Here is a 24,071-nt window from a genome sequence, read left to right on the forward strand (position 1 = left end):
CTCTCAGTCACACCCTGGCGTGCCTGCGTCACGTCTAGCCTTTCAGGTTCCTTGGATTTCCGGGGTAAACCCTGTGGTGACAGGCCCGAAAACACCCCTGGGGCAGGAAGGTTCCCTCTTTCTTTTTGGCGGAGGCAGGAGAAAAATAAAAGTCAAAAGCGGGCCGCCTCTCCGACGGCCCCACCATACCCCTCAAGGAGAACACAACCATGACCGTACAGGCACCCGCCCCAGCCACCGGTATTTTCGTCAACGAGCATTCAGCTGCCGCCTGGGAGGGCTTTGCCCCCGGCCCCTGGCAGGACGAAATTGACGTGCGTGGCTTCGTCCTGGCCAACTACACCCCCTACGAAGGCGACGCCGCCTTCCTGGCCGGGCCGACCGACAAGACCCTGCGCGTCTGGGACCACCTTGAGAAGAACTACCTCTCCGTTGAGCGTAAGAACCGGGTGTATGACGTTGACACCCACACCCCCGCCGAAATCGACGCCTTCCCCGCAGGGTATATTTCTGACGATGACAATGTGATTGTTGGCCTGCAAACCGATGTTCCGCTCAAGCGGGCCATGATGCCCAACGGCGGCTGGCGTATGGTTGAAACCGCTATCCGTGAGGCCGGGAAAGAGCCGGATGAGAACATCAAGAAAATCTTCACCGAATACCGCAAGACCCACAACGAGGCCGTCTTCGATATCTACACCCCGCGTATTCGCGCCGCCCGGTCCTCCCACATCATCACCGGCCTGCCCGACGCTTACGGCCGTGGCCGCATCATCGGCGACTACCGCCGCGTCGCCCTCTACGGTGTCGACAACCTGATCGCTGATAAGGAACGCGCCAAGCACGCTGTTGCCGATCAAGGCTTCTCAGAGCACTGGGCCCGCTACCGCGAAGAGCATTCCGAGCAGATTAAGGCTCTGAAGCGCCTCAAGAAGATGGCTGCCCTCTACGGTTTTGATATCTCCCACCCGGCCCGCACCGCCCAAGAAGCCGTGCAGTGGACCTACTTCGCCTACCTGGCCTCCGTCAAGTCCCAGGACGGCGCCGCCATGTCCATCGGCCGCCTCTCCGGCTTCCTCGACGTCTACTTCGAACGTGACCTAGCAGCCGGCCTCATCACCGAAACCGATGCCCAGGAAATGATTGACGCCCTCGTCATCAAACTCCGCATCGTCCGCTTCCTGCGCACCATCGACTACGACCAGATCTTCTCAGGCGACCCCTACTGGGCCACTTGGTCAGACGGCGGTTTTTCCGACGACGGCCGCACCCTCGTCACCAAAACCTCCTTCCGCCTGCTGCAGACCCTCCGCAACCTAGGCCCCGCCCCCGAACCCAACATCACCATCTTCTGGGACGAAAACCTCCCCGCAGGGTACAAGGAATTCTGCTCCGCCATCTCCATCGAGACATCTTCCATCCAGTACGAATCAGACCCCCAGATTCGTGCCCAGTGGGGCGACGACGTCGCCATCGCCTGCTGCGTCTCCCCCATGAAAATCGGCAAGCAGATGCAGTTCTTCGGCGCCCGCGTCAACGCCGCCAAAGCCCTGCTCTACGCTATCAACGGCGGCCGCGACGAAATGACCGGCAAGCAGATTGTCGAAGGCTACGAACCCATCAAGGGTGACGGCCCCCTCGACTTCGACGAAGTCTGGCTCAAGTACGAAGAGATGCTCGACTGGGTTATTGCTACCTATGTTGAGGCCCTCAACATCATCCACTACAGCCACGACAAGTACGCCTACGAAGCGATCGAAATGGCCCTGCACGACTCCGACATCATCCGCGCCATGGGTTGCGGTATTGCCGGGCTCTCCATCGTTGCCGACTCCCTGGCCGCCATCAAGTACGCTAAGGTCACCCCCGTCCGCGACGACACCGGCCTCATCGTCGACTACATCACCGAAGGCGACTTCCCCGCCTACGGCAACGACGACGACCGCGCCGACGACATCGCCGCCACCATCGTCCACACCGTCATGGAGAAAATCAAGGCCATCCCCCTCTACCGCGACGCCATCCCCACCCAGTCGGTGCTAACCATCACCTCCAACGTGGTCTACGGCAAAGCAACCGGCAACTTCCCCTCCGGCCACCGCGCAGGCACCCCCTTCTCCCCCGGCGCCAACCCCGAAAACGGCATGGACACCCACGGCATGGTCGCCTCCATGCTCTCCGTCGGCAAGCTGGACTACGAAGACGCCCTCGACGGCATCTCCCTGACCAACACCATCACCCCCACCGCCCTCGGCCGCACCAAGGAAGAACAGGTCACCAACCTGGTCGGAATCTTGGACGCAGGATTCATTCCTGAAGAGGACTAAAACCCAATAAACCCGCAGTAACCCCGGCAGAAGGGGTGCCAGCCAGCACCCTAAACGCCAGCCCCGAGCCAGCTGGCTGGCACCCCTCTACCGGGCCTACGACCTCATCTAACTACTAAGGAGAACATCATGGCCGTCAAGACCTACGAAGAGCGCCTCGCTTCCATGAAGGCAAACCGCGCCACCAAGACCGCCCCCAAGGGCCTCTACCACGCCAACATCAACGTCCTCAACCGCGAAACCCTGGAGGACGCCATGGAGAACCCCGACAAGTACCCCAACCTGACCGTCCGCGTCTCGGGCTACGCCGTCAACTTCGTGCGCCTCACCCGCGAGCAGCAGCTGGACGTCCTATCCCGTACTTTCCACCACGGGGCCTAGTGATTCTTCATGTCACTTGATATCTCTCACGAGATAACCGATACCGCCGGCGAGCTAGCATTTGCTCCGCCGGCGGACCGGCATTCCGGGGCAGGCACCTGGGGTCTCGGCGAACTCACCGAACTCGAACGCTCCGCCCAGCTCAAACTCATGCGTGAGGGGCAGCTGGGGTCGGTGCATTCCTGGGAGCTGGTCACCGCCGTCGACGGGCCTGGCACCCGCATGACCATCTTCATGAACGGCTGCCCCCTGCGCTGCCTCTACTGCCACAACCCCGACACCTTCAATATGAAGGACGGCAAACCCGTCATGGCAGCCGACCTCATCAAAAAAATCAAGCGCATGCGCAAGGTCTTCAAGGCCACCGGCGGCGGTATCACCATCTCCGGTGGCGAGGTGCTCATGCAGCGGGCTTTCGCTGAGAATATCCTCATCAGTGCCAAGTCCCTGGGGATCCATACCTGTATTGACACCTCAGGTTTCCTGGGGGCCCACGCCTCAGATGAGTTTCTCGATAACGTAGACCTGGTGCTACTCGATGTTAAATCGGGCTCTGAAGAGGTGTATCAGTCGCTCACCGGCCGGGCCCTGCAACCCACGATTGATTTTGGGGACAGGCTCTCAGCCCTCGGCAAGAAAATCTGGATCCGCTTTGTGCTGGTGCCCGGCTACACTGACAGCCCCGACAACATTGAGAAGGTAGCCGATATCGTCTGCCGCTGGCGGAATGTGGTTGAGAGGGTGGAGGTGCTCCCCTTCCACCAGATGGGCACCGACAAGTGGGAGTCCCTGGGCTACGACTACAAGCTCAAGGACGTCCACCCGCCCAGCAAAGAAGCTACCGAAGCGGCCCGCGACATCTTCCGCGCCCGCGGCCTCACCGTCTTCTAAGTTCTGTCACACCAGGACGCCCCACCCCCGTTCCCAGCCCATGGGCAGGCAAGCCGGGGCAGGGCGTCCTTGTTTAATCTCAAACTCAAGGGGGCAGGGTGTCTATGCCTGCCCCAGAATCTCGTTGGCGCGGGCCCGAGCCCAGGCTTCCGCCTCAAGCACCGCTTCCAGAGTCAGAGAACCTGACTCGGCCAGGGCCGAAGAACTGGCATGCTCATCCAGTACCCGGCCGGTCGTCTCAATCATGTCGGTAAAACGAATAGCCCCGGCGTGGAAGGCCGCAACCGCCTCCTCATTAGCAGCATTGAAGACCGCCGGGAAGGTACCGCCGCGCTGGCCCGCCCGCTTAATCATCTCCACCGCCGGGAAGGCTGTGTTATCCAGGGGCTCAAAAGTCCACTCGGTAGCCTGCGACCAGTCGCAGGGCTCCGCAATACCGGGAATACGGTGGGGCCAGGTCAGCCCCAGGGCAATGGGCAGCAGCATGGTGGGCGGGGACGCCTGAGCTAGGGTCGAGCCGTCCACAAACTGCACCATAGAATGCACCACCGACTGGCGGTGAACCGTCACATCAATGCGGTCCAGATCAATGCCAAAGAGGTGGTGGGCCTCCAGCACCTCCAGGGCCTTATTGACCATAGAGGCCGAGTTGGTGGTCACCACCAGCCCCATGTCCCAGGTGGGGTGGGCCAGGGCCTGCGCCGGGGTAACCTCCCGCAATTGCTCGTAGCTCATACCCCTAAAGGGCCCGCCCGAGGCAGTCAGCACCAGCCGGTCAATCTCCCGGTCGGTACCCGAAGCCAGGGCCTGGGCCAGGGCAGAATGCTCAGAATCCACAGGGACCATAGGCTGGTCCAGGGGTGAGGCGTCCACAGCGGCCTTGACCAGCTCGCCACCGGCAATCAGCGATTCCTTGTTAGCCAGGGCCACCTGGGAACCGGCCTGCAGGGCAGCTAGGGTTGGTTCCAGACCGATAGAGCCGGTAATGCCGTTGAGGACGACGTCCGCCCCGGCCCGTGCAGCTGCAGTAGCTGCGTCCGTCCCCCACTCAATCTGGGGGCTGTAGCCCGGTGCCAGCTCAGCTAGCAGGGAGCGCAGGGTGGCGGCGTCGGCCTCGGTGCCGCTAGTGGCGACCAGGTGCGGACGCAGGCGGGCGGCCTGCTCTGCCAGAAGAGGCAGGGAGCGTGAGCCAGCGGAAAGGGCCGTGACACGCACAGGAGCGTCCTCGCTACCGGTGGAGGTTCTGGCCAGGGAGTTGAGGTGGTCAATGACCTGCACGCCCTGGGTGCCGATGGACCCGGTAGAGCCGAGCAGAGTGACCGTCCGCCCACCGTGCAGGAAGTCTGCTAGCTGGTCGGTCAGTTGATCGCGGGAGGCGCCGAAGCGCTGAGTTGAGCCAAATCGCATGGTTCTATGTTCTCACAGGCCCTCGTTGCCCTCGAAGAAGGCCCGCAGGGCGGCCCGCTGGGCGGCTTCAAGTTCGCGGACGACCGGGGCTGTGGGTTTCAGGCCGGGGGCGTCGTGGTACATGCCGGGTACCTCATACAGGGTGCTCTCGACCCCGGCGGCCAGCAGGCGCTGGTGGTAGGAGGAGTTCTCGGCGTAGAAGAGGTCGATATCGCCCACGCCGATCCAGGTGGCAGGTAGGCCCTCCAGGTTCTGGCGGCGGGCAGGGACGGCGTAGTCGGGCAGGGACGCTGCGCCCGCACGTCCGCCCAGGTAGGTGTTCCAGGCCAGCTTGTTGTCGAGGGCCGTCCAGAGCCAGCGGCCCTGGCCGGGCTGGGCGGGCCGATCGGTGCGGTCGTCAAGCATGGGGTAGGCCAGCAGCTGGAAGCCGACCGGGTGGCCGGTGTCCAGGGCTTTTTGGGCCAGGGAGGCGGATAGGCCCCCACCGGCGCTGGAACCTGCCAGGGCGATTTTGGCGGGGTTGATTCCGTACTTTTCTGCCTGGGTCTGCAGCCAGCGCAGGGCGGCGTAGCAGTCGTCGAGGTCGGCGGGGAAGGGGGCCTCACCGGCGTTGCGGTATTCAACGGAGAGGACGGGGACGCCCAGGTCGGCAGCTAGCTGGGAGACTTTGGTTTGGTCAGGTCCGGCGGAGCCGAGCACATGCCCGCCCCCGTGGATCCAGAGCACAGCCCCGTCGTACTGGCGGTGCTCGGGCAGGTTGAGGTAGCAGGGCAGGCCACCGGGTAGGTCGGGCTGGGCAACATCGACCATTTCGACGCGGACGCCGGGGGCCGGGGGCGCAACGACGGCGAAGGTACGCTGGGGCTCGCGTTTCAGGCGTCCTTTGAGGGCGACGTAGCCGGGGCGGGGGGCAAGAAAGAGCTTCCAGTGGCGGAGCTCCGGGTGGACGTACTTGTACTGCTGGTAGCCCCAGAAGGCGAAGTGCCCGGCGGTAGCGAGGGCCAGCCCACCAGCTAGGGTGGTGAGGGTGCTTTTTTTCATACCTTAAGTTTTACCCCCGGTAGGTACCATCTACGTCGGAAAAACCCACCTGACTGGTGGTCTTTTCCGTTTTTGATGGTACCTACCCTGCTAGCCGACGATGTCGAAACTCTGCAGCTTCTTCTTACTCGCCTTACCACCGCTATTCTGCAGGCCCAGCAGCTCAGCATAAATACCGCCGGACGCCGCCAGCTCGGCCGGGCTGCCCACCTCGTCGATGCGTCCCTCCTTGAGGGTAACAATGCGGTCAACAGTGGCAATAGTGGACAGGCGGTGGGCAATAATCAGGGAGGTTCGGCCCTCCATCAGCTCTTCCAGGCCCTTCTGCACAGCCCGCTCGGCCTTGGTGTCCAGGGCACTGGTAGCCTCGTCAAGAATCAGAATCGGGGCGTCCTTGAGCATGGCCCGGGCAATAGCGATACGCTGCTTCTGGCCACCCGACAGCTTCAGGCCGCGCTCACCAATCAGCGACTCATAGCCGTCCGCAAACTTCGAAATAAAATCGTGGGCATTGGCCTTAGTGGCAGCCTCGATAATCTGCTCCCGGCTAGCGTCCGGGCGGCCGTAGGCAATATTCTCGGCGATAGTACCCGAGAAGAGCGAGGCGTCCTGGAAGACCATACCAATGAGCGAGCGCACCTGCGCCAGGTCACTACCTGCAATATCCATGCCGTCTACCAGCACCCGGCCCTCACGCGGGTCATAGAGGCCCTCAAGCAGGGCCATAAGGGTCGACTTACCCCCGCCGGACTCCCCCACAAAGGCAATACGCTCACCGCGCTTCACCGCCAGATCAATCCCGTGCAGCACATCTGCCTCCCCCTCGTAGCCGAAGGTGACGCCCTCAAAGCGGACGAGTTCGGCCCCGGGTTCAGCGGTGAGACTGGGGGTAGCGGTTTTTGTAGCGGAATCCGGACGCTCCCCGGCAGCCCCGGCGGTAATGGCCAGGGCACGGGCGTCCGACTCCCGTTCCATAACCTCAAAGTAGTCCTTAGAACCGGCAATAGCCCGCTGGGCGGTATCCACAATCCAGGAGAGCGAGTTGATTGGGGCAACCGCCATAGCCAGCAGCTGAATGAGCAGCACCATGTCGCCAATGGTGAAATCCCCGGCCAGGGTACGCAGGAAAATCAGCAGGTAGAGGGCGAAGAAGATGAGGTTGAGGAAGGAGAGGCGGGCGACGTCCATGGAGTGCCAGAACTTTGACTGGGCGCGGGTGAGCCCGATGGTCTTTTCGAAACGACCGCCGAACTCAGTGAGTTCTCGGCGCTCGCGGCCGAAGGACTTGACCACACGAATCTGCCCGATCACCTCAGCAAAGCGGCCCGATGCGATGTCGATGTTCTCGTTCTTCGCACCTTCCCAGACCTGCCATTTTTCGCTGGTTTTGCTGGTGAGCCAGAAGTAGACCGGGAAGATGATAATGAGCAGCAGCCCCAGGGGCCAGTAGTAGATGGAGCTAATTACGATTACCGAGACAGTAGTGAGCACCAGGGAGATGAAGGTGTTGCTCATGGTTTTGACGAAGTTGGTGACTTCGGTGATGGAGCGGTTGAGCCGGGCGATGATGGTGCCGGTCAGCTCGGTGTCGAAGTAGGACAGGGGCAGGGAGAGCAGTTTCTCGTAGTAGCGTACCGACAGGATGGTGCGCATGCGCTGGCTCATCACGTCCCCGATGTAGCCGCCGATGTTGGTGGTCAGGACGCTCACCAGCTGGGCTACCAGGTAGGCGGCCGCGAACCAGGCGATGGCGGCTCCCGTGGTGGGGGCAGTACCGTTGAGGTGGCCGACGACGGCATCGGTAGCCCCCGAAATGATGAAGGGGGCCAGCAGGGAGGTTGCGCTGGTCAGCACTGCGCAGACCATAATCCCGATGAAGTAGGGCGTCAGTTCTCGCGACGCAGCCAGTATTTTGCCGATGCTTTTCATGGTGGTAGCCCCCCTGGGTGTTCTTGTGGTGCCCCACTACCCTACCGCCGGCGTCCGCCTGCCTGCTTGAGGGGGTGGTGTTCTTTTGCCCACGGAGGGCGAGGACGAAAAACCCCGGCCCCCTTTCTTAGAGGAAAGGGGGCCGGGGCTTAGGTGCGGTAGGTCTTACTTGTTAGCGGTGACCTTGCCGTAGATGAAGAGGATGATCAGGGAGCCGACGATTGCGGTGAAGAGGGTGCCGAGGCTGAAGGACTGGATACCGTCTGAGAGGCCGGGGATGAAGGATCCAAGCCAGCCACCGAGCATGGCGCCGACGATGCCGAGCACCATGGTGACGAGGATGCCGCCGCCCTGCTTGCCGGGCATGATGAGCTTGGCGAGGGCACCTGCGATGATACCGAGGACGATCCAACCAATAATTGACATGTTTTTCCTTTGTGTGGTGAGGCGGGCCGTCCCTAGCAGACCCGATTTAATCAGCGGACTTCCAGTATAGCTAAATATTGAGATAATAGTAAGCAATCTTTTAGTGCTCCTACTTACTTTTTACTGGGCACAGAGAAGGGCGGCCCCTCCACGCCGGAAGAAGCCGCCCCTACTCCTATCGAGTCCTATCAAGAACCTCGGCCTAGTGGTCAATCGCCCCTTCAGCACCTACGCCAGTCAGGGATCGAACCTCCATCTCAGCCTGCTTGATTTCGTCTTCCTTATCTCCACCAAGGGAGCCCAGGAAACCGAGCAGGAAGGCAGCCGGGATAGTCACAATGCCAGGGTTGGCAAGGGGGAACCAGGCAAAGTCCATGCCGGGAATCATGGAGGTTTCGGAACCAGACATGACCGGTGAGAAGATGATCAGCAGGACGGAGAGGCCAAGGCCCCCGTACATGGACCACAGGGCACCGCGGGTCTTGAAGCCCTTCCAGAAGAGGGAGTAGACGATGGTCGGCAGGTTAGCCGAGGCGGCAACCGCGAAGGCCAGGGCCACCAGGAAGGCAACGTTCTGCCCCTGGGCGCCAATACCACCGGCAATAGACAGCAGGCCAATAACAACCACAGTGGTCTTGGCTACGCGGATTTCCTTGGCCGGGTCAGCGTTACCCTTGCAGATGACGTTGGTGTAAATATCGTGGGCAAAGGAGGCTGAGGCCGTAATCGCCAGGCCTGCCACAACTGCCAGAATCGTGGCAAAAGCAACCGCCGCAATAATGCCCATGAGCAGGGAGCCGCCAAGCTCGAAAGCCAGCAGGGGCGCCGCTGAGTTCACTCCACCGGGTGCCGACTTGATAACCTCGGGGCCAACCAGGGCTGCTGCACCGAAGCCGAGCACCAGGGTGAAGAGGTAGAAAAGGCCGATGAGGACGATTGCCCACACCACTGACTTGCGGGCTTCCTTGGCGGTGGGAACGGTGTAGAAGCGCATGAGGACGTGGGGCAGGCCAGCAGCGCCGAAAACCAGGGCCAGGGACAGGGAGATAAAGTCCAGTTTGGTGAGGTCATTCAGGCCGTACTTGAGGCCGGGCTCCAGGATCTTCTCGTTCCCACCGGAGGTTTCAACAGCCGCTCCGAGCACGGCGGAGAAGTTGAAGCCGTAGAGGGCAAGGATCCATACGGTCATAATTGCTACGCCGGAAACCAGCAGAACTGCCTTGATGATCTGCACCCAGGTCGTCCCCTTCATGCCACCGATCAAAACGTAGACGATCATGAGTACGCCCACGATGATAATGACCAGGGACTGGCCAGCCTTAGAGCTAATACCCATGAGCAGGGAGACCAGCGCACCGGCGCCAGCCATCTGGGCCAGCAGGTAGAAGAGGGTGACGGCCAGGGTTGAGATACAGGCGGCGATACGGACGGGCCGCTGGCGCAGGCGGAAGGAGAGGACGTCCGCCATGGTGAATTTACCGGTGTTCCGCAGGGGTTCTGCCACCAGGAGCAGGGCTACCAGCCAGGCCACCAGGAAGCCGATGGAGTAGAGGAAGCCGTCATAACCCTGCAGGGCAATAGCGCCGACGATACCCAAGAAGGAGGCCGCCGAGAGGTAGTCACCCGCAATGGCCAGGCCATTTTGGGTGCCGCTGAAGGAGCGGCCACCTGCGTAGTAGTCTGCTGCGGTCTTGTTGTTCTTTGACGCCCTGAGAACTACCACCATGGTGGCCAGGACGAAGGCCCCAAAAACAGCCATGTTAACCCAGGGGGTACCTACGGTTTCAGGGGCAGTTTCAGCAGCCACAAGGTATGAGGTTGACATAGTATTCACAATCTTGCCCCTCTCTAACGGCCCTGGGTATGGGCGTAGGAACCGGATTCAATTGCCTCGCGCAAGCCAGCAGCCCGGGGGTCCAGCTTGCGGTTAGCGAAGGCCACGTACCAGCCGGTGATGGTAAAAGTTGTCACGAACTGAAGTAGGCCGAAAATAATACCGACGTTGACGTTGCCCATCACCTTGGTGGCCATGAAGCCTGGCGCGTAGACGGCCAGAATGACGTACAGCAGGTACCAGACGAGGAAGGCTACCGTCATGGGGAAGACGAAGGATCGGTGGGTTGTGCGAAGTTCTTTGAAGTCGTCGCTGACCTGGGCGGCGCGGAAATCTACGTGGTCCGCGTCAACTGGTAGCGGCTGATTATCTGATGATGTGTGTGCCATCACTACCTCCTTTGTGTAATAAGACACACACTATACCGTTACCTGCGTCATAGACAAGTATATGTATATAAAAAACAGGCTATCCGGTAAAAAACCAGATAGCCTGCCGATGACAAGGTGAAATATCCCTGTAATGATTATGCTGTGTCTTGGAGGTACTCAATGCACCTGTCCATAAAGGCGTCAATCTGACTCTCCTCGTAGGACATAGCACCCGTGGCACTGGTGAAAACAGTCCTCCGGATCTCATCCACCGTCAGCTTTTCCTTACCCTGCATATGCAGCATCATGCGGCGGCAGAAGGCATCGACGTCCTTCACGTAATAGCCCTTAGTCAGGCGGCGGGAAGGACGGCGGAAACGCTCCCCCGGGGGACGGGAGATACGGCCCAGCAGCAGGTCCCGCAGCTCAGCGACTGCCTTCAGCCAGGTCTCTTCACCGTAGGTATCGATGTAGAGGTCCCGTTCTGTTTCAGCGTAGATATCTTCAACCCGTTCCATCATGGCATCAACGTCAGCAAGGACGTAGCCACCCGGCTCAGAATTGAACATCTTGGCGCGGATTGACCGGGAGGTTGAGATCTGGGAGGTATCACCGCCAGAGATCAGCACCTGGTAGTCCTCGATAAGGCTGGTGGTGTAGGCGTCAACTTCCTCAACAGAGTAGCCGACCTCGCGGGCGTCCGCGCGGGCTAGGTCTTTGATGTCTTGAGGGATTTCTTTAAGCAAAGGGGGGTTCCTCCTGCCGTGTTGCCGGTTAGGCGGGTAGGGCTTCTAGAAGTGCAAAGACGGCGTAGCCGCTCGCGATAGCAAAAACAATGGAGTCGAGCCGGTCCATGACCCCGCCGTGGCCGGGCAAAATATGGGACATGTCCTTGATACCAATTTCTCGTTTGACCATGGATTCGCCCAGATCACCTGCGGTGGAGGCAACGACGAGGACGACAGCAACGACGAGACCGTGCCACCAGGGGGCCCCGATAGCAACCGCGCAGATGGTACCCACAATCAGGGAGCCAACCATGGACCCGGCAAAGCCTTCCCAGGTCTTCTTCGGGCTGATTTTCGGGGCCATAGGGGTTTTGCCCCACTTGACCCCTGCAATGTAGCCCCAGGTGTCATTGCCAATAGCCATGAGCAGGATCATCAGCACCTTGCCGGGCCCGGCGTCCTCCCGGTAGAGCAGCAAGGCCAGGGAAATCATGAAAGGCACCCAGGACATCACGAAGATGGATCCCATGATGCTCATGATCATGCCGTCCTTTGATCCCACGGCCCGCCAGGCTATGGTCAGCAGGATGGAGGCCACCACAGTGGTTATCAGCCAGCTTCCGCCCCCATAGTAGGCGGTGAAGGGCATGAGCAGGGCTGTGCCCACGGCAGGGATGGTGGGTATCCCCATGCCCCGTTTCTGGTTGAGGCCATGGCAGACCTCCCAGGTGCCGACGGACACAGCGGCAGCTGCCAGCAAGACGAGGACGATAGGTAGGAAAAACAAACCCACCGCCAGCAGAACGCCCAGCACGAGGCCGACGGTGATGGCGGCGGGTAGGTTCCTGCCTGCTTTTGAGGCCTGCGGGGGCTGTTCTTGTGATTGAACAGTCATAGCGGTACTAGACCTCGAGCAGTTCAGCTTCCTTGGACTTCAGCAGGGCGTCGATGGTGTCGATGTGCTTCTTGGTGATGGCGTCGAGTTCCTTTTCACCGCGTGCGCCGTCGTCCTCACCGATTTCGCCGTCCTTGACGAGCTTGTCGAGGGCGGTCTTGGCGTGACGGCGGGTGTTGCGTACAGCAACGCGGCCTTCTTCAGCCTTGTGGCCGGCCATCTTGATGTATTCCTTGCGGCGTTCTTCGGTCATTTCGGGCATGACGACGCGCACGACGTTGCCGTCGTTGGCGGGGTTAGCACCGAGGTCGGAGTCGCGGATTGCCTTTTCGATGGCACCGAGGGCGCTCTTGTCGTAGGGGGTGATCAGGATGGTGCGAGCTTCGGGGGTCTGGAAGGACGCCAGCTGCTGCAGGGGGGTGGGGGCACCGTAGTAGTCTGCGGTGAGGTTGGCAAAGAGCGCGGGGTTGGCGCGGCCGGTGCGGATTGAGGCAAATTCGTTTTTGAGAGCCTCGACGGACTTGTCCATCTTTTCGCCGGCTTCGAGCAGGGTTTCTTCAACCATCTGTTGTTCGTCCTTAGTGTTTGTGCCCGTCAGTGGGCGCGGTAGGTAATCTTTATCTAGTCTAGTGGTCTTGGGGCCTTTAGGCGGTAACCAAGGTGCCAATCTCCTCGCCGAATGGAGTGCCCGGGTGCGAGCGAGCGAGATGAAGCGCATTTTTCCGAGCAAGCGAGGAAATAAAAAATGCGCGGAATCAGTCGAGCTTGCGAGACTGCAAGAGGGCACGGAATCATCCGAGGCGCCTAGGCAGTAACCAAGGTACCGATTTCTTCGCCGAATGGAGTGCCCGGGTGCGAGCAAGCGAGATGAAGCGCATTTTTCCGAGCAAGCGAGGAAATAAAAAATGCGCGGAATCAGTCGAGCTTGCGAGACTGCAAGAGGGCACGGAATCATCCGAGGCGCCTAGGCGGTAACCAAGGTGCCGATTTCTTCGCCGAGGATGGCGCGGGCTACGTTTCCTTCGCCTTGCATGCCGAAGACGCGCATGGTGACGTTGTTGTCCTTGCAGAGGGAGAAGGCGGTTTGGTCCATGACGCGGATGTTGCGCTTCAGGGCTTCGTCGTAGGTGAGCTGGTAGAGGCGTTCGGCGTTGGGGTCCTTGTTGGGGTCTGCGGTGTAGATGCCGTCGACGCCGTTCTTGGCGACGAGGACCTCGTCGGCGTGGATTTCGAGGGCTCGCTGGGCGGAGACGGTGTCGGTGGAGAAGTAGGGCAGACCTGCACCTGCACCGAAGATGACGACGCGGTCCTTTTGCATGTGCCGGATGGCGCGGCGGGGGATGTAGTTTTCAGCAACCTGCTGCATGGAAATGGCTGACTGGACGCGGGTGTCGATACCGGCCTGCTCCAGGAAGTCCTGCAGGGCCAGGGAGTTCATGACGGTGCCCAGCATACCGATGTTGTCGGCGCGGGAGCGGTCCATGCCAGCCTCTGAGAGTTCAGCGCCGCGGAAGAAGTTACCGCCTCCCACTACGACTGCTACTTCCACCTTACCGATGGTTGAGGCGATCTGCTCTGCGATGCCGCGGACGACCTCGGTGGAGATACCGACTTCACCACCGCCGAAGACCTCGCCGGAGAGCTTGAGTAGGACGCGGCGTCGTCCGGTGTCGTCACGGTGGATGTTGCGGGTTTCCTCTGCCATGTGGCCCTCCTGAAAAAGGTCAAAATTTTTTGCGCTACCGACCGGTAGACGCTTTGTTTCTAGCATACGACAAAGGGGAGCACCCGGGCAGGGGCTCCCCTTTGTTTTTGCGTTTTTAGTGCTCAATCACAGTGCGCGGACGCAGGTGCTTGGGCGGTAGACGCGGGGTAAGACGGGTGGGTCTTAGGCGCCGACGCGGAAGCGCTCGAAAGCGGTTGCGGTTGCACCGTTCTCTTCCAGAACAGCAGCTACGGACTTGGAGGAGTCCTTAGCGAAGTCCTGGTCGAGCAGGGTGTTTTCCTTGTAGAAAGCCTTGAGCTTGCCTTCAACGATCTTGGGGATGATCTGCTCGGGCTTGCCTTCACCGCGGGCGGTTTCTTCAGCAACGCGCTTCTCAGCCTCGATGTCCTCAGCGGAGATGGAGTCTGAGTTGAGGTACTTGGGGCTCATAGCTGCGATGTGAACGGCTACGTCGTGAGCAACTTCCTCGGTGTTGTCGCCGGTGACGGCGAGCAGGACGCCAACCTGAGCGGGCAGGTCCTTGGAGGTCTTGTGCAGGTAAACAGCAACGTTTTCGCCTTCGACGCGGGCTACACGACGAACAACGATCTTCTCGCCGAGCAGGGCGCCTGCGTCGGTGGTGAGTTCCTCAACGGTCTTGCCCTCGTAGGAGGCAGCCTTGAGCTCTTCCAGGGTGGAAGCGTTAGCAGCAACAGCTGCTTCCAGAACGTCGTTACCGAACTTGATGAAGGGCTCGGACTTAGCAACGAAGTCGGTTTCTGAGTTAACTTCGATCATGAAGCCAACGCCGTTTTCAACGCGGGCAGCAACGAGGCCTTCTGCGGTGGCGCGGCCTTCGCGCTTGGTGACGCCCTTGAGGCCCTTGACGCGGATGATTTCCATTGCCTTCTGCTGGTCGCCGTTGGCCTCGTCGAGGGCCTTCTTGACGTCGAGCATGCCTGCGCCGGTCTTTTCGCGCAGGGCCTTGATGTCAGCTGCGGTGTAGTTCGCCATGGTGAACTCCTTTTCGCGGTTTTCAGATGGGGTGAATCTTGCGCCCCGCGTCGCGGGCGGGGCTAGAAAAGATGAGGCACCCACCGAGGTGGGCGGGTGCCTTATCTTATGAAGTTTTACTTAGCTTCTTCAGCGGGTGCTTCTGCCTTGGCAGCTTCGTGCTGTTCGAGCAGTTCGCGTTCCCATTCAGCCATGGGCTCTTCGGAAGCGGTTGCGGACTTGCCGGCCTTCTTGTTTTCGCGTTCCAGCAGACCTTCAGCAACTGCGTCCGCGATGACGCGGGTGAGCAGGTTGACGGAGCGGATTGCGTCGTCGTTGCCGGGGATGGGGAAGGCAACTTCGTCAGGATCGCAGTTGGTGTCGAGGATAGCAACTACGGGGATGCCGAGCTTCTGAGCTTCGTCAACAGCCAGGTGTTCCTTCTTGGTGTCAACAACCCAGATCAGGGAGGGAGCCTTGGTCAGGTTGCGGATACCGCCGAGGGTCTTTTCGAGCTTTTCGTGCTCGCGACGGAGCAGCAGCAGTTCCTTCTTGGTGAACTGTGAGCCTGCGACGTCGTCGAAGTCGATCTGCTCAAGTTCCTTCATGCGCTCGATACGCTTTGAAACGGTGGCGAAGTTGGTCAGCATACCACCGAGCCAGCGGTGGTTAACGTAAGGCATGTTGACGCGGGTAGCCTGCTCAGCGATGGCTTCCTGGGCCTGCTTCTTGGTACCAACGAACAGGACGGTGCCGCCGTGGGCGACGGTTGCCTTAACAGCTTCGTAGGCCTGGTCGATGAAGGCCAGGGACTGCTGCAGGTCGATGATGTAGATGCCGTTGCGCTCGGTGAAAATGAAGCGCTTCATCTTGGGGTTCCAGCGGCGGGTCTGGTGGCCGAAGTGGACACCTGAATCGAGAAGCTGGCGCATAGTTACGACGGGCATGTCGTCTCCTTTGAATGTGGGTGCCGGGCGGGTCCCTGATTCCAGGCTAACCGCGCTCCGCGCATAGTAGTTATCGGTTTACATGTGGAGCGTCTGAGGCTGGCGCCTCGCTCCCCTGGTAAGACTCAGGTTGGCCGCTGGAGTGGCGGGTGGCCTCAGACCTTCACCGGTAGCTTTACCGGACCGAAAGTTCCTTATCAGGTTCAGCCCTTACAGCTTTCCCCTGCTTTGTCTTACGCGACGTCAGATCCTAGTGGTGGCACACCCCGCCCTTTTCAGAGGGCTTTGGTGGACTAAATCTAGGAGGGGTCTCTATGTAAAGGGATCCCCCTTGCCTTCCTGTTGCTTCCAGAAGGAGGTGGCAGGCGGCAAACTGCAATCAACAACTATACCGCACACAGGCGGTTTAAGCACAGGGGATTTAGTCGACTTTTTGCCGGTTATTCCGCCCGTGATGAGGCCTAATGCAACCCTTCTCATTTAATGTAACTGCAGCCACATATACCTCTTGTGTTAGCGACCTTCATCTGGTTACCCTAGAGGCATACCGTGATTTCGCCGGGGTAAGGGCCGGGGGGTACACGGAGGTTTTCATGTCGATGACGACACTCATCTTTCGCCTATCCGCCAGCGCCTTGCGTTTGACGGTTTTTCTTGTTGCCATAGGGCTCCTGCTTCTTCCACCCGCACCGAGCGGGGCGACGTCGTCCTTCCCCTTCTCTACTTCCTCCTGGGTACCCCCGGTTGCCCAGGGTCTTGAGATTGTTCGGGGTTTTGAAAAGCCGGACGCCCGGTGGTCAGCTGGCCACCGGGGTGTTGATTTGGCTTTAGAAGCAGGTGGGGAAATCCTGGCCCCTCATGAAGGGGAGGTTATTTTTGCGGGCACCGTCGTGGACCGGCAGGTGCTCACCCTAGAGCACCCGGACGGGCGGCGGTCGTCCTTTGAGCCGGTGACCAGCCCCTTGCCAGTGGGTAGCCTGGTGCAGGCTGGGGACGTGATTGCCCACTTGGATCCTGATATTCAGCATTGCGCCCCGCGCTTCTGCCTGCACTGGGGCGTGCGTCAGCCGGTACCATCGGGCGGAGACGCCAGCAACGGACTCGACTACGTCAACCCCCTCCTTTTGCTGGGCCAGGTGGGACCCAGCGTCCTGCTCCCTATCGGCGATGACTTCTCAGCTTAACTCCCCTGCCCTTTTACTCCGGACACACCGGGGCTTTCCACCGATGACAAGGAGTAAACTAGTCCATCAAAGATATCTACCCCAAGTTCACTGAAGGGCAATGCAGGGCGGGCACGACAAAGCCCCTCACCTGTTTCACCAAGTGAGGGGCTTATTTTGTAGGGCCTGCGGGGCTTGAACCCGCGACCAAGGGATTATGAGTCCCCTGCTCTGACCAGCTGAGCTAAGGCCCCACTGCACACCAGCCACAAAGACTGGGCACTGCCTCTAAGAATACCCAACAGCAGGCAGGTTAGCCAAACTCCACCCGTCCCGCACTGAAGCTATCGGGGCAACAAACCAGCCAACCAGTGAGAAATCCCAGAGCTGTTACTCACTAACCCCGGTAGCCAGCCACATACTGCTGGTAAAGGTCATCAGAAACGTAAAGAGACTCAAAGGTCTGCCAGGTCTTCTCAGCTGCATGCTTAGACACCATCTCATACGAGTGGGCCCCCATAGCCTGACGACGGCCCTCATCTGCCCCCAAGACGTCAGCAAGGCGGGCAGCCAGCTCATCAGAATTGCCAGGCTCAAAGAGGTACCCGTTCTTCCCCGGATCAACCAGGTGGGGCAGGGCCAAGGCATTAGCTAACACCACCGGCTTTGAAGCGCTCATAGCCTCCAGGGTTACCAGCGACTGCAGCTCGGCGGTACCCGGCTGGCAGAACACGTCCGAGCGCAGGTAGCCGGCGCGTAGCTCCTCATCAGATACATACCCCAGGAAGCTAACCCGATCAGCTACACCGCAATCCTCAGCCTTAGCCTGCAGCTCACCCAGAATCTCGCCGGTCCCCGCGATCTCCAGCACCGTCCGTCCGCGCAACTCAGCAGGGAGCTTCGAATAAGCCTCAATCAGAACATCAATGTTCTTCTCAACCGCCAACCGGCCCGCAAAGAAAATATTGAGCTGACCGGCAGGCTTATCAATCACCTCACCCGGCGCTAACTCATAATCAGAACTCTGAATACCGTTAGATACCGGCAAGACCGGGTTACTGAACCGGCCTGCCTCTTCCATAGCCTTCGCCCCAATCGGGGTCGGGTTAGTCACCACCGCAGCCTTCTTCAGCACCCGGCGCATATCACCCCATGAGGCCTTGACCAGCAGCTCATTGCCCACCTTTCCAAAAGGCAGGAAGGGGGTAATGTTCTCAGGCATCACATGGTTGGTTGCAACAACCCGAATGCCCCGTTTGGCACCGATCCGGGCCAAAACCCGGCCAATCAACCAGTGGCACTGAATATGAATCACATCGGGCTGAATCTCCTGCACGATCCGATCAGCCTCAGCGTAAATTTCCCAGGGGAGGTTCAGACGCATATAAGGGTGGGTCACAACCCTGTGGGAGCGCATGCGGTGCTCAACAATACCGTCGATGCTGTGCTGGGAGGTCTTACCTTGCTCCTGTTTAGGGGCCATCACATGAACGGTATGTCCTCGGTCTTTGAGGGCGTGGGCCAGTCGGGAGGCGAACTGGGCGGCTCCGTTGATATCGGGCGGGTAGGTGTCGGCACCGATGAGGACGGTCAGGGGCTTACTCGCCATGCGCGGTTTCACTCCAAGATGTTAAAGGGGTTCTGCCCTCACGACCTTACCGGGTTCGGAGGGCTTTCGCATCAGCCGGGAGGCTGATTTGCTCGTGGGTCTAGGCACTTCTTGTGGTTTATTGGCCGTTTTGGGTAGGACGTTTTACGGCCAGGAGAAACACAACAGCCCGCTTCCTGCCTGGTGGGGCTGGGAGCGGGCTGTTGCGGCACGCTTATGGTGGGCTATGTGCCCAAAGCTTAAGTTGCTCGTGCGAGTGAGCTACTGCGCTGTATTATTTGCGGGTGATGAGCTTGCCGAGGAAGACGATTGCTGCGGTGAGGGCCGCAGCCAGGGTTGCGACGGACTTCCAACGGGCCTGTAGGGTTTCAGGGTTGGTGATGTTGGCAGCAAGCTGCTTACCACCGTCAACTGCGGTTACGGGTGCGTTCTTGACGGAGTTCTTGGCGTTCTGGACAAGACCCTTGGCACCTGCCTGGACGTCCTTGGCGTAAGTGTCGATATCATCACGCAGGGTCTTGAGGTGTTCGCGACGCTGCTTAGTGCGCTGGATGAGCTGGGCCTTATTGGGGGCGGGGGTAGCCGGCTTCTGCTCGTCCTTCTCGGCTTCCTTTTCAGCCTTCTTAGCGGCGGCCTTCGCTTCTGCCTTTTCTGCCTGCTCACGCTTGAGACGCTTGGAGGTCATGGCTGAGCCTTCCTTGAGGACGCCCAGGTCGTAGAGGAGGCCGAAGACTGCAGATTCGGGAGCGAAGGGCAGCTGGGCCTTGATCATCTTGACGCCTACCAGGGCGCAGATGGCTGCAAGGATCAGGAAGAGGGCAATCAGGATGAGCGCTGCAGCCCAGTCGGGAACAAGGGCTGATAGGCCAACGTAAGCGAGGATAACAATGGCAATGGCCATAAAGAGGGCGAAGACAAGGGCTACTGCGGCAACAGCTGCGCCCTTGCCCAGGTCGATGCCTTTTTCTTTGACCTCAATCTTGGCAATGGAGATTTCATCTTTAAGCTGCTTGGGGGCAAGGCTTTTGACGACTTTGCCAGCGTCAACGATGTTGGTGATATTGCTCTTGACACTGTTAATGCCAGAGCGCAGACCCTGTGCTCGGTGTGAGCCGTTCAGGTCGTTGGGAGTGGTCATGTGCCACCTCTCTATGTGTCGATAAGCGTGCTTGCGTATTACATGTACCAAATAGTAAGTTTACCGGCTTTTAAGGGCTTGTGGCGACTGCGCCCCGATTTGTGATGCGATTATTGGTTCTTAGTCTTGCGCTGTTTCGAGATGGGCCAGCGCAACCGCAAGATGCATTCGGACGCCGGTGATGAGGGCTTCATCATTAGCGTAGAAACGCGGTGAGTGATTGGGAGCAAAACCGCGTCCGCCGTCAACAGGTTCTGGCATTGCACCCGAGCCGAACTTTACGTCCTGCACACCGAGCAGGGCATACATACCGGTGTATCGGTTAATGAACTCAGAGACGTCGTCGTACCCCAGCGACGCTGGCGCTGCAAAGACCTGATCCGGGTCTGCCGCTGCGCTTTCCAAAGCAGGGCGCAAGAATTCGACCGTTTCAGGCGCGTTAACCACAGCCGGAATTTGCTGCAAGAACTCAACGGTAGCTGTACAGTCATAGGCTTCTGCGATGTGGGTAGCTGTACGGGAAATCTTAGTGTTGACGGCGTCCATTAGTCCGTCTTTGAGACAGCGCACGGTGCCCCAGAGGGTTACCTTTTCGCCGATGATGTTGAAACGCCCCTGATCTTCAACATGTCCAATGGAAATAGTAAACGCGTCTTTAGCATCTATCTGGCGGTAGATTTGCCCCATGGCGCTGATGATGTCCGCAGCCGCTGGCATCGGGTCTCGTCCCGCCCACGGCGATGAACCGTGCACCTGCTCACCACACACAGTTATCTTGACCATTTCAGATGAAGCGTGCTGCACACCCGAGGACCATCCCACATAGCCACTTGGTGCAGGAATCACATGCATACCAAAGGCCAGAGTTGGCTGGGGATCAAGTGAGTCAAAGGCCGCATCAGTTAGCATATAGGCTGCGCCGCCCTCTTCTTCCACCGGGGCGCCCTCTTCAGCTGGCTGGAAGACGAAGAAGATGGTTCCGGCAAGTTCCTCCCGATGCTCTATGAAGGCACGCGCTGCGCCCAATAGCATGGCGACGTGGCAGTCGTGGCCACAGGCGTGGGCAACGGGGAAGGGACCACCGGGGTATTTTTCATCTACTGCTTCAGAGGCATAGGGCAGATCGGTTTCTTCTTTGACGGGCAGGCCGTCCATGTCCGCCCGTAATAGAACGGCCTTTTCTGAGGGGGTGCCCCCTCGCAGGGTGGCGATGATTCCGGTTCCGCCGATGTTCTGCTGTATGTCAGTATCTGCGAAGCCCATATCCTTGAGGCGTTCAACAATGTAAGCCGCTGTTTTGGTCTCGCGGTTTGAAAGTTCTGGGTGCTGGTGAAGGTGGTGACGCCAGGTGATGACGTCTTTTTCGTTTCGAGCGGCGGTGGCGTAGAGGTCGTTTAGAAGTTGCTGGTCAGACATTTTCTATTCCTTCATCTATGAACTATGGAACAGTTCACATGCTACGCCCCTTCAGACAAAGCCACCACCCTTAGTGAATAGAGGTCAAGACCTCAACAAGTGTGGCACTGATTCCCAGATGTGACAGTGGCGCCGCCATGTATGGCAGCCAGTTCCACATATGGAGAGCGTAAGCATACAAAAAAGCCCGGCCATAAGACCGGGCTTTTTATTTGCTCCCCCGATGAGCCAGCGGGGTCAGCGTGGGTAGTCATGGTGGACCTCTAATCTGATGGTTAGTAAGCGTGCTTTTATAATGCTCGGATCAGCTTGCAATTTTTTCGGCCTTAAGGCGATATGACACAGGTGATACTCAACATTGGGGTTGGGCGTGTTACACCCCCCGCCCCTGCACTTTGGACCAAACCCGGGCCGTCCTGCCACCACTTTGGACCAAGTCCGGGCCGTCTTGCTACCACTTTGACCATTGCAAGCCGGCCCCGAGCTACTTTGGACCGTCCCCAGCCCACCCCGAGCCACTTTGGACCACATACAGCTCAAAAAAGCCTGATTTTGAGGCCCATTTTGAGCCCAGGGTGGTCCAAAACTAATGCAGATGGGCTTGAACTGGTCCAAAGTTTGATGGGAGTGCTAGCCAGATGAGGCGAACTTTTCCGAGCGAGCGAGGAAGTAAAAAGTTCGCCGAACCCCGAGCGGAGCGAGGGGTTGCTGGTAATGAAAAAGACCCAGCCGAAGCTGGGTCTTTGATTGGCTCCCCCGACTGGACTCGAACCAGTAACCCTTCGATTAACAGTCGAATGCTCTGCCAATTGAGCTACGGGGGAATGTTGTTTGCAATGTTTTCATCGCTGCAACGAGTAATAACTTTACACGGGGTTTATTGCGAGCGCAAATCCATGCCCGGTTATCTACATCACACCTTGTGGGGTTGTGGTTAGTCTTGGCCTTGCATGAGTTGGCGGCGTTGGGTTTCGAGGGTAAGAAGCTGCTGCTGGATAGTGCGGTAATCGGTGCTCTGGGGGTCGGTGTTTTGTAGTTGAATCAGGAGGTCTGATTTTTGGCGGGTGATTTCTTGTTCGAAGAGCCGGTTCAGAATATCGCGGGAGTAGCGGCCCAGTTGCTCTTCAGTACGGGCAGGAATGGGGGTGACAGATAGCTCAGCGATGAGGTGGTGGACCGGCTCAGGAGCATAGGTTCGGACCGTGTTGATCCAGGTGGCCCCTGCGGTAGGGGCGATGGTGGAAGCTGCGCCGATGATGCCTTGGGCGATGCCGGTGTGGGCACCGTAGCGGTAGTGCACGGTTGCAAAGCTTTGCCACTGGTCAACGGAAAGATATTGGGGGTATTGCAGGACGACTTCGAGCGCTTCGCGTTCGGTGCGGGCTGCGGGGTCGCGCAGGTCGGGTAGTTCGTAGGGGTTTTCTGGTGGGGTGGTGGGGTTGGGTGTGGTGCGGGCGGCTCGTTCTGCTTCTGCAGCTTCTGCTCTTTGGCTGGCGGAAGCCTGCGGATTAGCTGCCGCGGCGCTCACTGCCCGCTGCACTTCGGCAACGTCAAGCCCTAACTGCCCTGAGACTTGCCGGACGTAGGCGGGGCGGAGGGCGGCGTCCTTAATGCCTGCGATGATGGGGGCGATAGCCCTCATGCCGCGCACCCGCCCTTCGAGGGTGGTGAGGTCGTAGTTGGAGAGGGTTGCGTCGATTGCGAATTCAAAGAGGGGACGGCGGGAGGCGATGAGGGATCGGACGGCGGCGTCCCCGCAGGCTAGGCGCAGGTCGCAGGGATCCATGCCGTCTTTGGCGACGGCGACGAAGGTTTGGGCGACGAAGCGCTGGTCTTCGGCGAAGGCTGAGAGGGCTGCTTTTTGGCCGGCGGCGTCGCCGTCGAAGGTGAAGATGACTTCCCCGCCGCTGCCGTCGTCGGAGATGAGGCGGCGCACGATTTTGATGTGGTCGGTGCCGAAGGCGGTGCCGCAGGTGGCGACGGCGGTGTCGATTCCGGCGAGGTGGGCGGCCATGACGTCGGTGTAGCCCTCGACGACCACAATCTGCTTTTTCTTGGAGATGGGTCGTTTAGCCAGGTCAAGCCCGTAAAGGACCTGTGATTTTTTGTAGAGGGGCGTTTCGGGGGTGTTGAGGTATTTGGGGCCCTGGTCGTCCTCAAAGAGGCGGCGGGCGCCGAAGCCGATGGTTTCGCCGGTGATGTTGCGGATAGGCCAGATGATGCGGCCGCGGAAGCGGTCGTAGAGGCCGCGCTGGCCTTCGGAGAACATGCCGGTCTCGCGGAGCTCCTCGGTGGTGAAGCCCTTGTTCATCAGGTATTTGAGCAGGTTGTCCCAGCCGCGCGGGGCAAAGCCAACCCCAAATTTTTGGGTTGAGACAGGGTCAAAGCCCCGAGCGCCAAGGAACTTTTGAGCGTCAATGGCTGCGGGGGTGTAGAGGTTTTTCTGGAAGAACTCTGCAGCGATTTTGTGGGCATCGAGCAGGCGTTGGCGGCGGCCGACTTCTTCGCGGCTCATGCCGCTGCCTTGTTCGTAGTGGAGTTCGTAGCCGATGCGGGCGGCGAGTTTTTCGACGGTTTCGGTGAAGGGGGTGTGGTCCATTTCCATGAGGAAGCTGATGACGTCACCGGATTCGCCGCAGCCGAAGCAGTGGTAGGTGCCCATGGCGGGGCGCACGTGGAAGGAGGGGGTGCGTTCGTCGTGAAAGGGGCATAGGCCCTTGAAGGATCCGATACCGGCGGATTTGAGGGTGACGTACCCTTCGATGATTTCGCGGATGTCGGTGCGGGAGCGCACCTCGTCAATGTCTTCTCGTTTGATTAAGCCTGCCACGGGTTCAATTCTACTGGTTGGGGGTTTGTCAGTTGGGGGG

At 59.5% G+C, this 24,071-nt stretch carries 20 protein-coding genes and 2 tRNA genes; 4 read left to right on the forward strand and 18 right to left on the reverse strand.

Going from position 1 to position 24,071, the window contains the following annotated elements:
* Positions 1-209: 209 nt before the first annotated feature.
* The 3 genes from L7A15_RS05045 (at position 210) to pflA (ending at position 3,599) form a co-directional block, all read left to right on the forward strand.
* On the forward strand, positions 210-2,327 hold the full coding sequence (locus tag L7A15_RS05045; RefSeq protein ID WP_237212331.1) for a pyruvate formate lyase family protein: 2,118 nt from the start codon (positions 210-212) through the stop codon (positions 2,325-2,327).
* A gap of 129 nt (positions 2,328-2,456) precedes the next feature.
* Positions 2,457-2,708, forward strand: a complete 252-nt coding sequence (grcA2, locus tag L7A15_RS05050) for an autonomous glycyl radical cofactor GrcA2 (RefSeq protein WP_237188570.1) — start codon at positions 2,457-2,459, stop codon at positions 2,706-2,708.
* Positions 2,709-2,717: 9 nt separating this feature from the next.
* Positions 2,718-3,599: a pyruvate formate-lyase-activating protein gene (pflA, locus tag L7A15_RS05055; protein ID WP_237212332.1), complete on the forward strand. Its 882-nt coding sequence runs from the start codon at positions 2,718-2,720 to the stop codon at positions 3,597-3,599.
* A gap of 102 nt (positions 3,600-3,701) precedes the next feature.
* On the opposite strand, the gene dxr is transcribed toward pflA, so the two are convergent.
* From dxr to rpsB, 12 genes are all read right to left on the reverse strand, one after another.
* Complete coding sequence (gene dxr, locus L7A15_RS05060) at positions 3,702-5,006, reverse strand: 1-deoxy-D-xylulose-5-phosphate reductoisomerase (RefSeq protein WP_237212333.1); 1,305 nt, start codon at positions 5,004-5,006, stop codon at positions 3,702-3,704.
* A 12-nt stretch (positions 5,007-5,018) separates the two neighbouring features.
* Positions 5,019-6,047, reverse strand: coding sequence for an alpha/beta hydrolase (locus tag L7A15_RS05065; RefSeq protein WP_237212334.1), 1,029 nt, complete (start codon positions 6,045-6,047; stop codon positions 5,019-5,021).
* Positions 6,048-6,137: 90 nt separating this feature from the next.
* Complete coding sequence (locus tag L7A15_RS05070) at positions 6,138-7,976, reverse strand: ABC transporter ATP-binding protein (RefSeq protein ID WP_237208245.1); 1,839 nt, start codon at positions 7,974-7,976, stop codon at positions 6,138-6,140.
* Positions 7,977-8,141: 165 nt separating this feature from the next.
* Positions 8,142-8,402 (reverse strand): GlsB/YeaQ/YmgE family stress response membrane protein, encoded by a 261-nt coding sequence (locus L7A15_RS05075; protein WP_237188581.1) that lies wholly within the window; start codon positions 8,400-8,402, stop codon positions 8,142-8,144.
* Positions 8,403-8,604: 202 nt separating this feature from the next.
* Complete coding sequence (locus tag L7A15_RS05080; protein WP_237212335.1) at positions 8,605-10,227, reverse strand: solute symporter family protein; 1,623 nt, start codon at positions 10,225-10,227, stop codon at positions 8,605-8,607.
* A gap of 23 nt (positions 10,228-10,250) precedes the next feature.
* Entirely contained in the window at positions 10,251-10,625 is a 375-nt protein-coding gene (locus L7A15_RS05085; RefSeq protein ID WP_237208243.1) for a DUF485 domain-containing protein, read from the reverse strand.
* Between the two features lie 137 nt (positions 10,626-10,762).
* Complete coding sequence (locus tag L7A15_RS05090) at positions 10,763-11,353, reverse strand: cell division protein DivIVA (protein WP_237208242.1); 591 nt, start codon at positions 11,351-11,353, stop codon at positions 10,763-10,765.
* A 28-nt stretch (positions 11,354-11,381) separates the two neighbouring features.
* A complete protein-coding gene (locus tag L7A15_RS05095) occupies positions 11,382-12,230 on the reverse strand; it encodes a phosphatidate cytidylyltransferase (RefSeq protein WP_237212336.1) in 849 nt (282 codons plus the stop codon).
* 7 nt (positions 12,231-12,237) lie between these two features.
* Positions 12,238-12,795, reverse strand: a complete 558-nt coding sequence (gene frr, locus L7A15_RS05100; protein WP_237200580.1) for a ribosome recycling factor — start codon at positions 12,793-12,795, stop codon at positions 12,238-12,240.
* Between the two features lie 399 nt (positions 12,796-13,194).
* Entirely contained in the window at positions 13,195-13,935 is a 741-nt protein-coding gene (gene pyrH / locus L7A15_RS05105) for a UMP kinase (protein ID WP_237188591.1), read from the reverse strand.
* A 183-nt stretch (positions 13,936-14,118) separates the two neighbouring features.
* Positions 14,119-14,949, reverse strand: coding sequence for a translation elongation factor Ts (gene tsf / locus L7A15_RS05110; RefSeq protein ID WP_237208239.1), 831 nt, complete (start codon positions 14,947-14,949; stop codon positions 14,119-14,121).
* A gap of 116 nt (positions 14,950-15,065) precedes the next feature.
* Entirely contained in the window at positions 15,066-15,875 is an 810-nt protein-coding gene (gene rpsB, locus L7A15_RS05115; RefSeq protein WP_237188595.1) for a 30S ribosomal protein S2, read from the reverse strand.
* Between the two features lie 599 nt (positions 15,876-16,474).
* Between rpsB and L7A15_RS05120 the strand changes: the two genes are divergently transcribed.
* Entirely contained in the window at positions 16,475-17,059 is a 585-nt protein-coding gene (locus tag L7A15_RS05120) for a M23 family metallopeptidase (RefSeq protein ID WP_237208238.1), read from the forward strand.
* Between the two features lie 159 nt (positions 17,060-17,218).
* Here the strand turns inward: L7A15_RS05120 and L7A15_RS05125 are convergent.
* The 6 genes from L7A15_RS05125 to dnaG all read right to left on the reverse strand — a co-directional run bounded on the left by L7A15_RS05125 (position 17,219) and on the right by dnaG (position 24,031).
* Positions 17,219-17,292 (reverse strand) — tRNA-Ile (locus tag L7A15_RS05125).
* Positions 17,293-17,435: 143 nt separating this feature from the next.
* Positions 17,436-18,647 carry a glycosyltransferase gene (locus L7A15_RS05130; protein WP_237208237.1) on the reverse strand — a complete coding sequence of 404 codons (1,212 nt, stop codon included), beginning with the start codon at positions 18,645-18,647 and terminating at the stop codon, positions 17,436-17,438.
* 274 nt (positions 18,648-18,921) lie between these two features.
* Positions 18,922-19,785 (reverse strand): phage holin family protein, encoded by an 864-nt coding sequence (locus L7A15_RS05135; RefSeq protein ID WP_237200577.1) that lies wholly within the window; start codon positions 19,783-19,785, stop codon positions 18,922-18,924.
* Positions 19,786-19,905: 120 nt separating this feature from the next.
* Positions 19,906-21,201: a M20 metallopeptidase family protein gene (locus tag L7A15_RS05140; protein ID WP_237212337.1), complete on the reverse strand. Its 1,296-nt coding sequence runs from the start codon at positions 21,199-21,201 to the stop codon at positions 19,906-19,908.
* A 748-nt stretch (positions 21,202-21,949) separates the two neighbouring features.
* A tRNA-Asn gene (locus L7A15_RS05145) sits at positions 21,950-22,025 on the reverse strand.
* 110 nt (positions 22,026-22,135) lie between these two features.
* Positions 22,136-24,031 carry a DNA primase gene (gene dnaG / locus L7A15_RS05150; protein WP_237208235.1) on the reverse strand — a complete coding sequence of 632 codons (1,896 nt, stop codon included), beginning with the start codon at positions 24,029-24,031 and terminating at the stop codon, positions 22,136-22,138.
* Positions 24,032-24,071: the final 40 nt, after the last annotated feature.

The organism is Rothia nasimurium, assembly GCF_928391935.1.
GTDB classification, from domain to species: Bacteria; Actinomycetota; Actinomycetes; order Actinomycetales; family Micrococcaceae; genus Rothia; species Rothia nasimurium_D.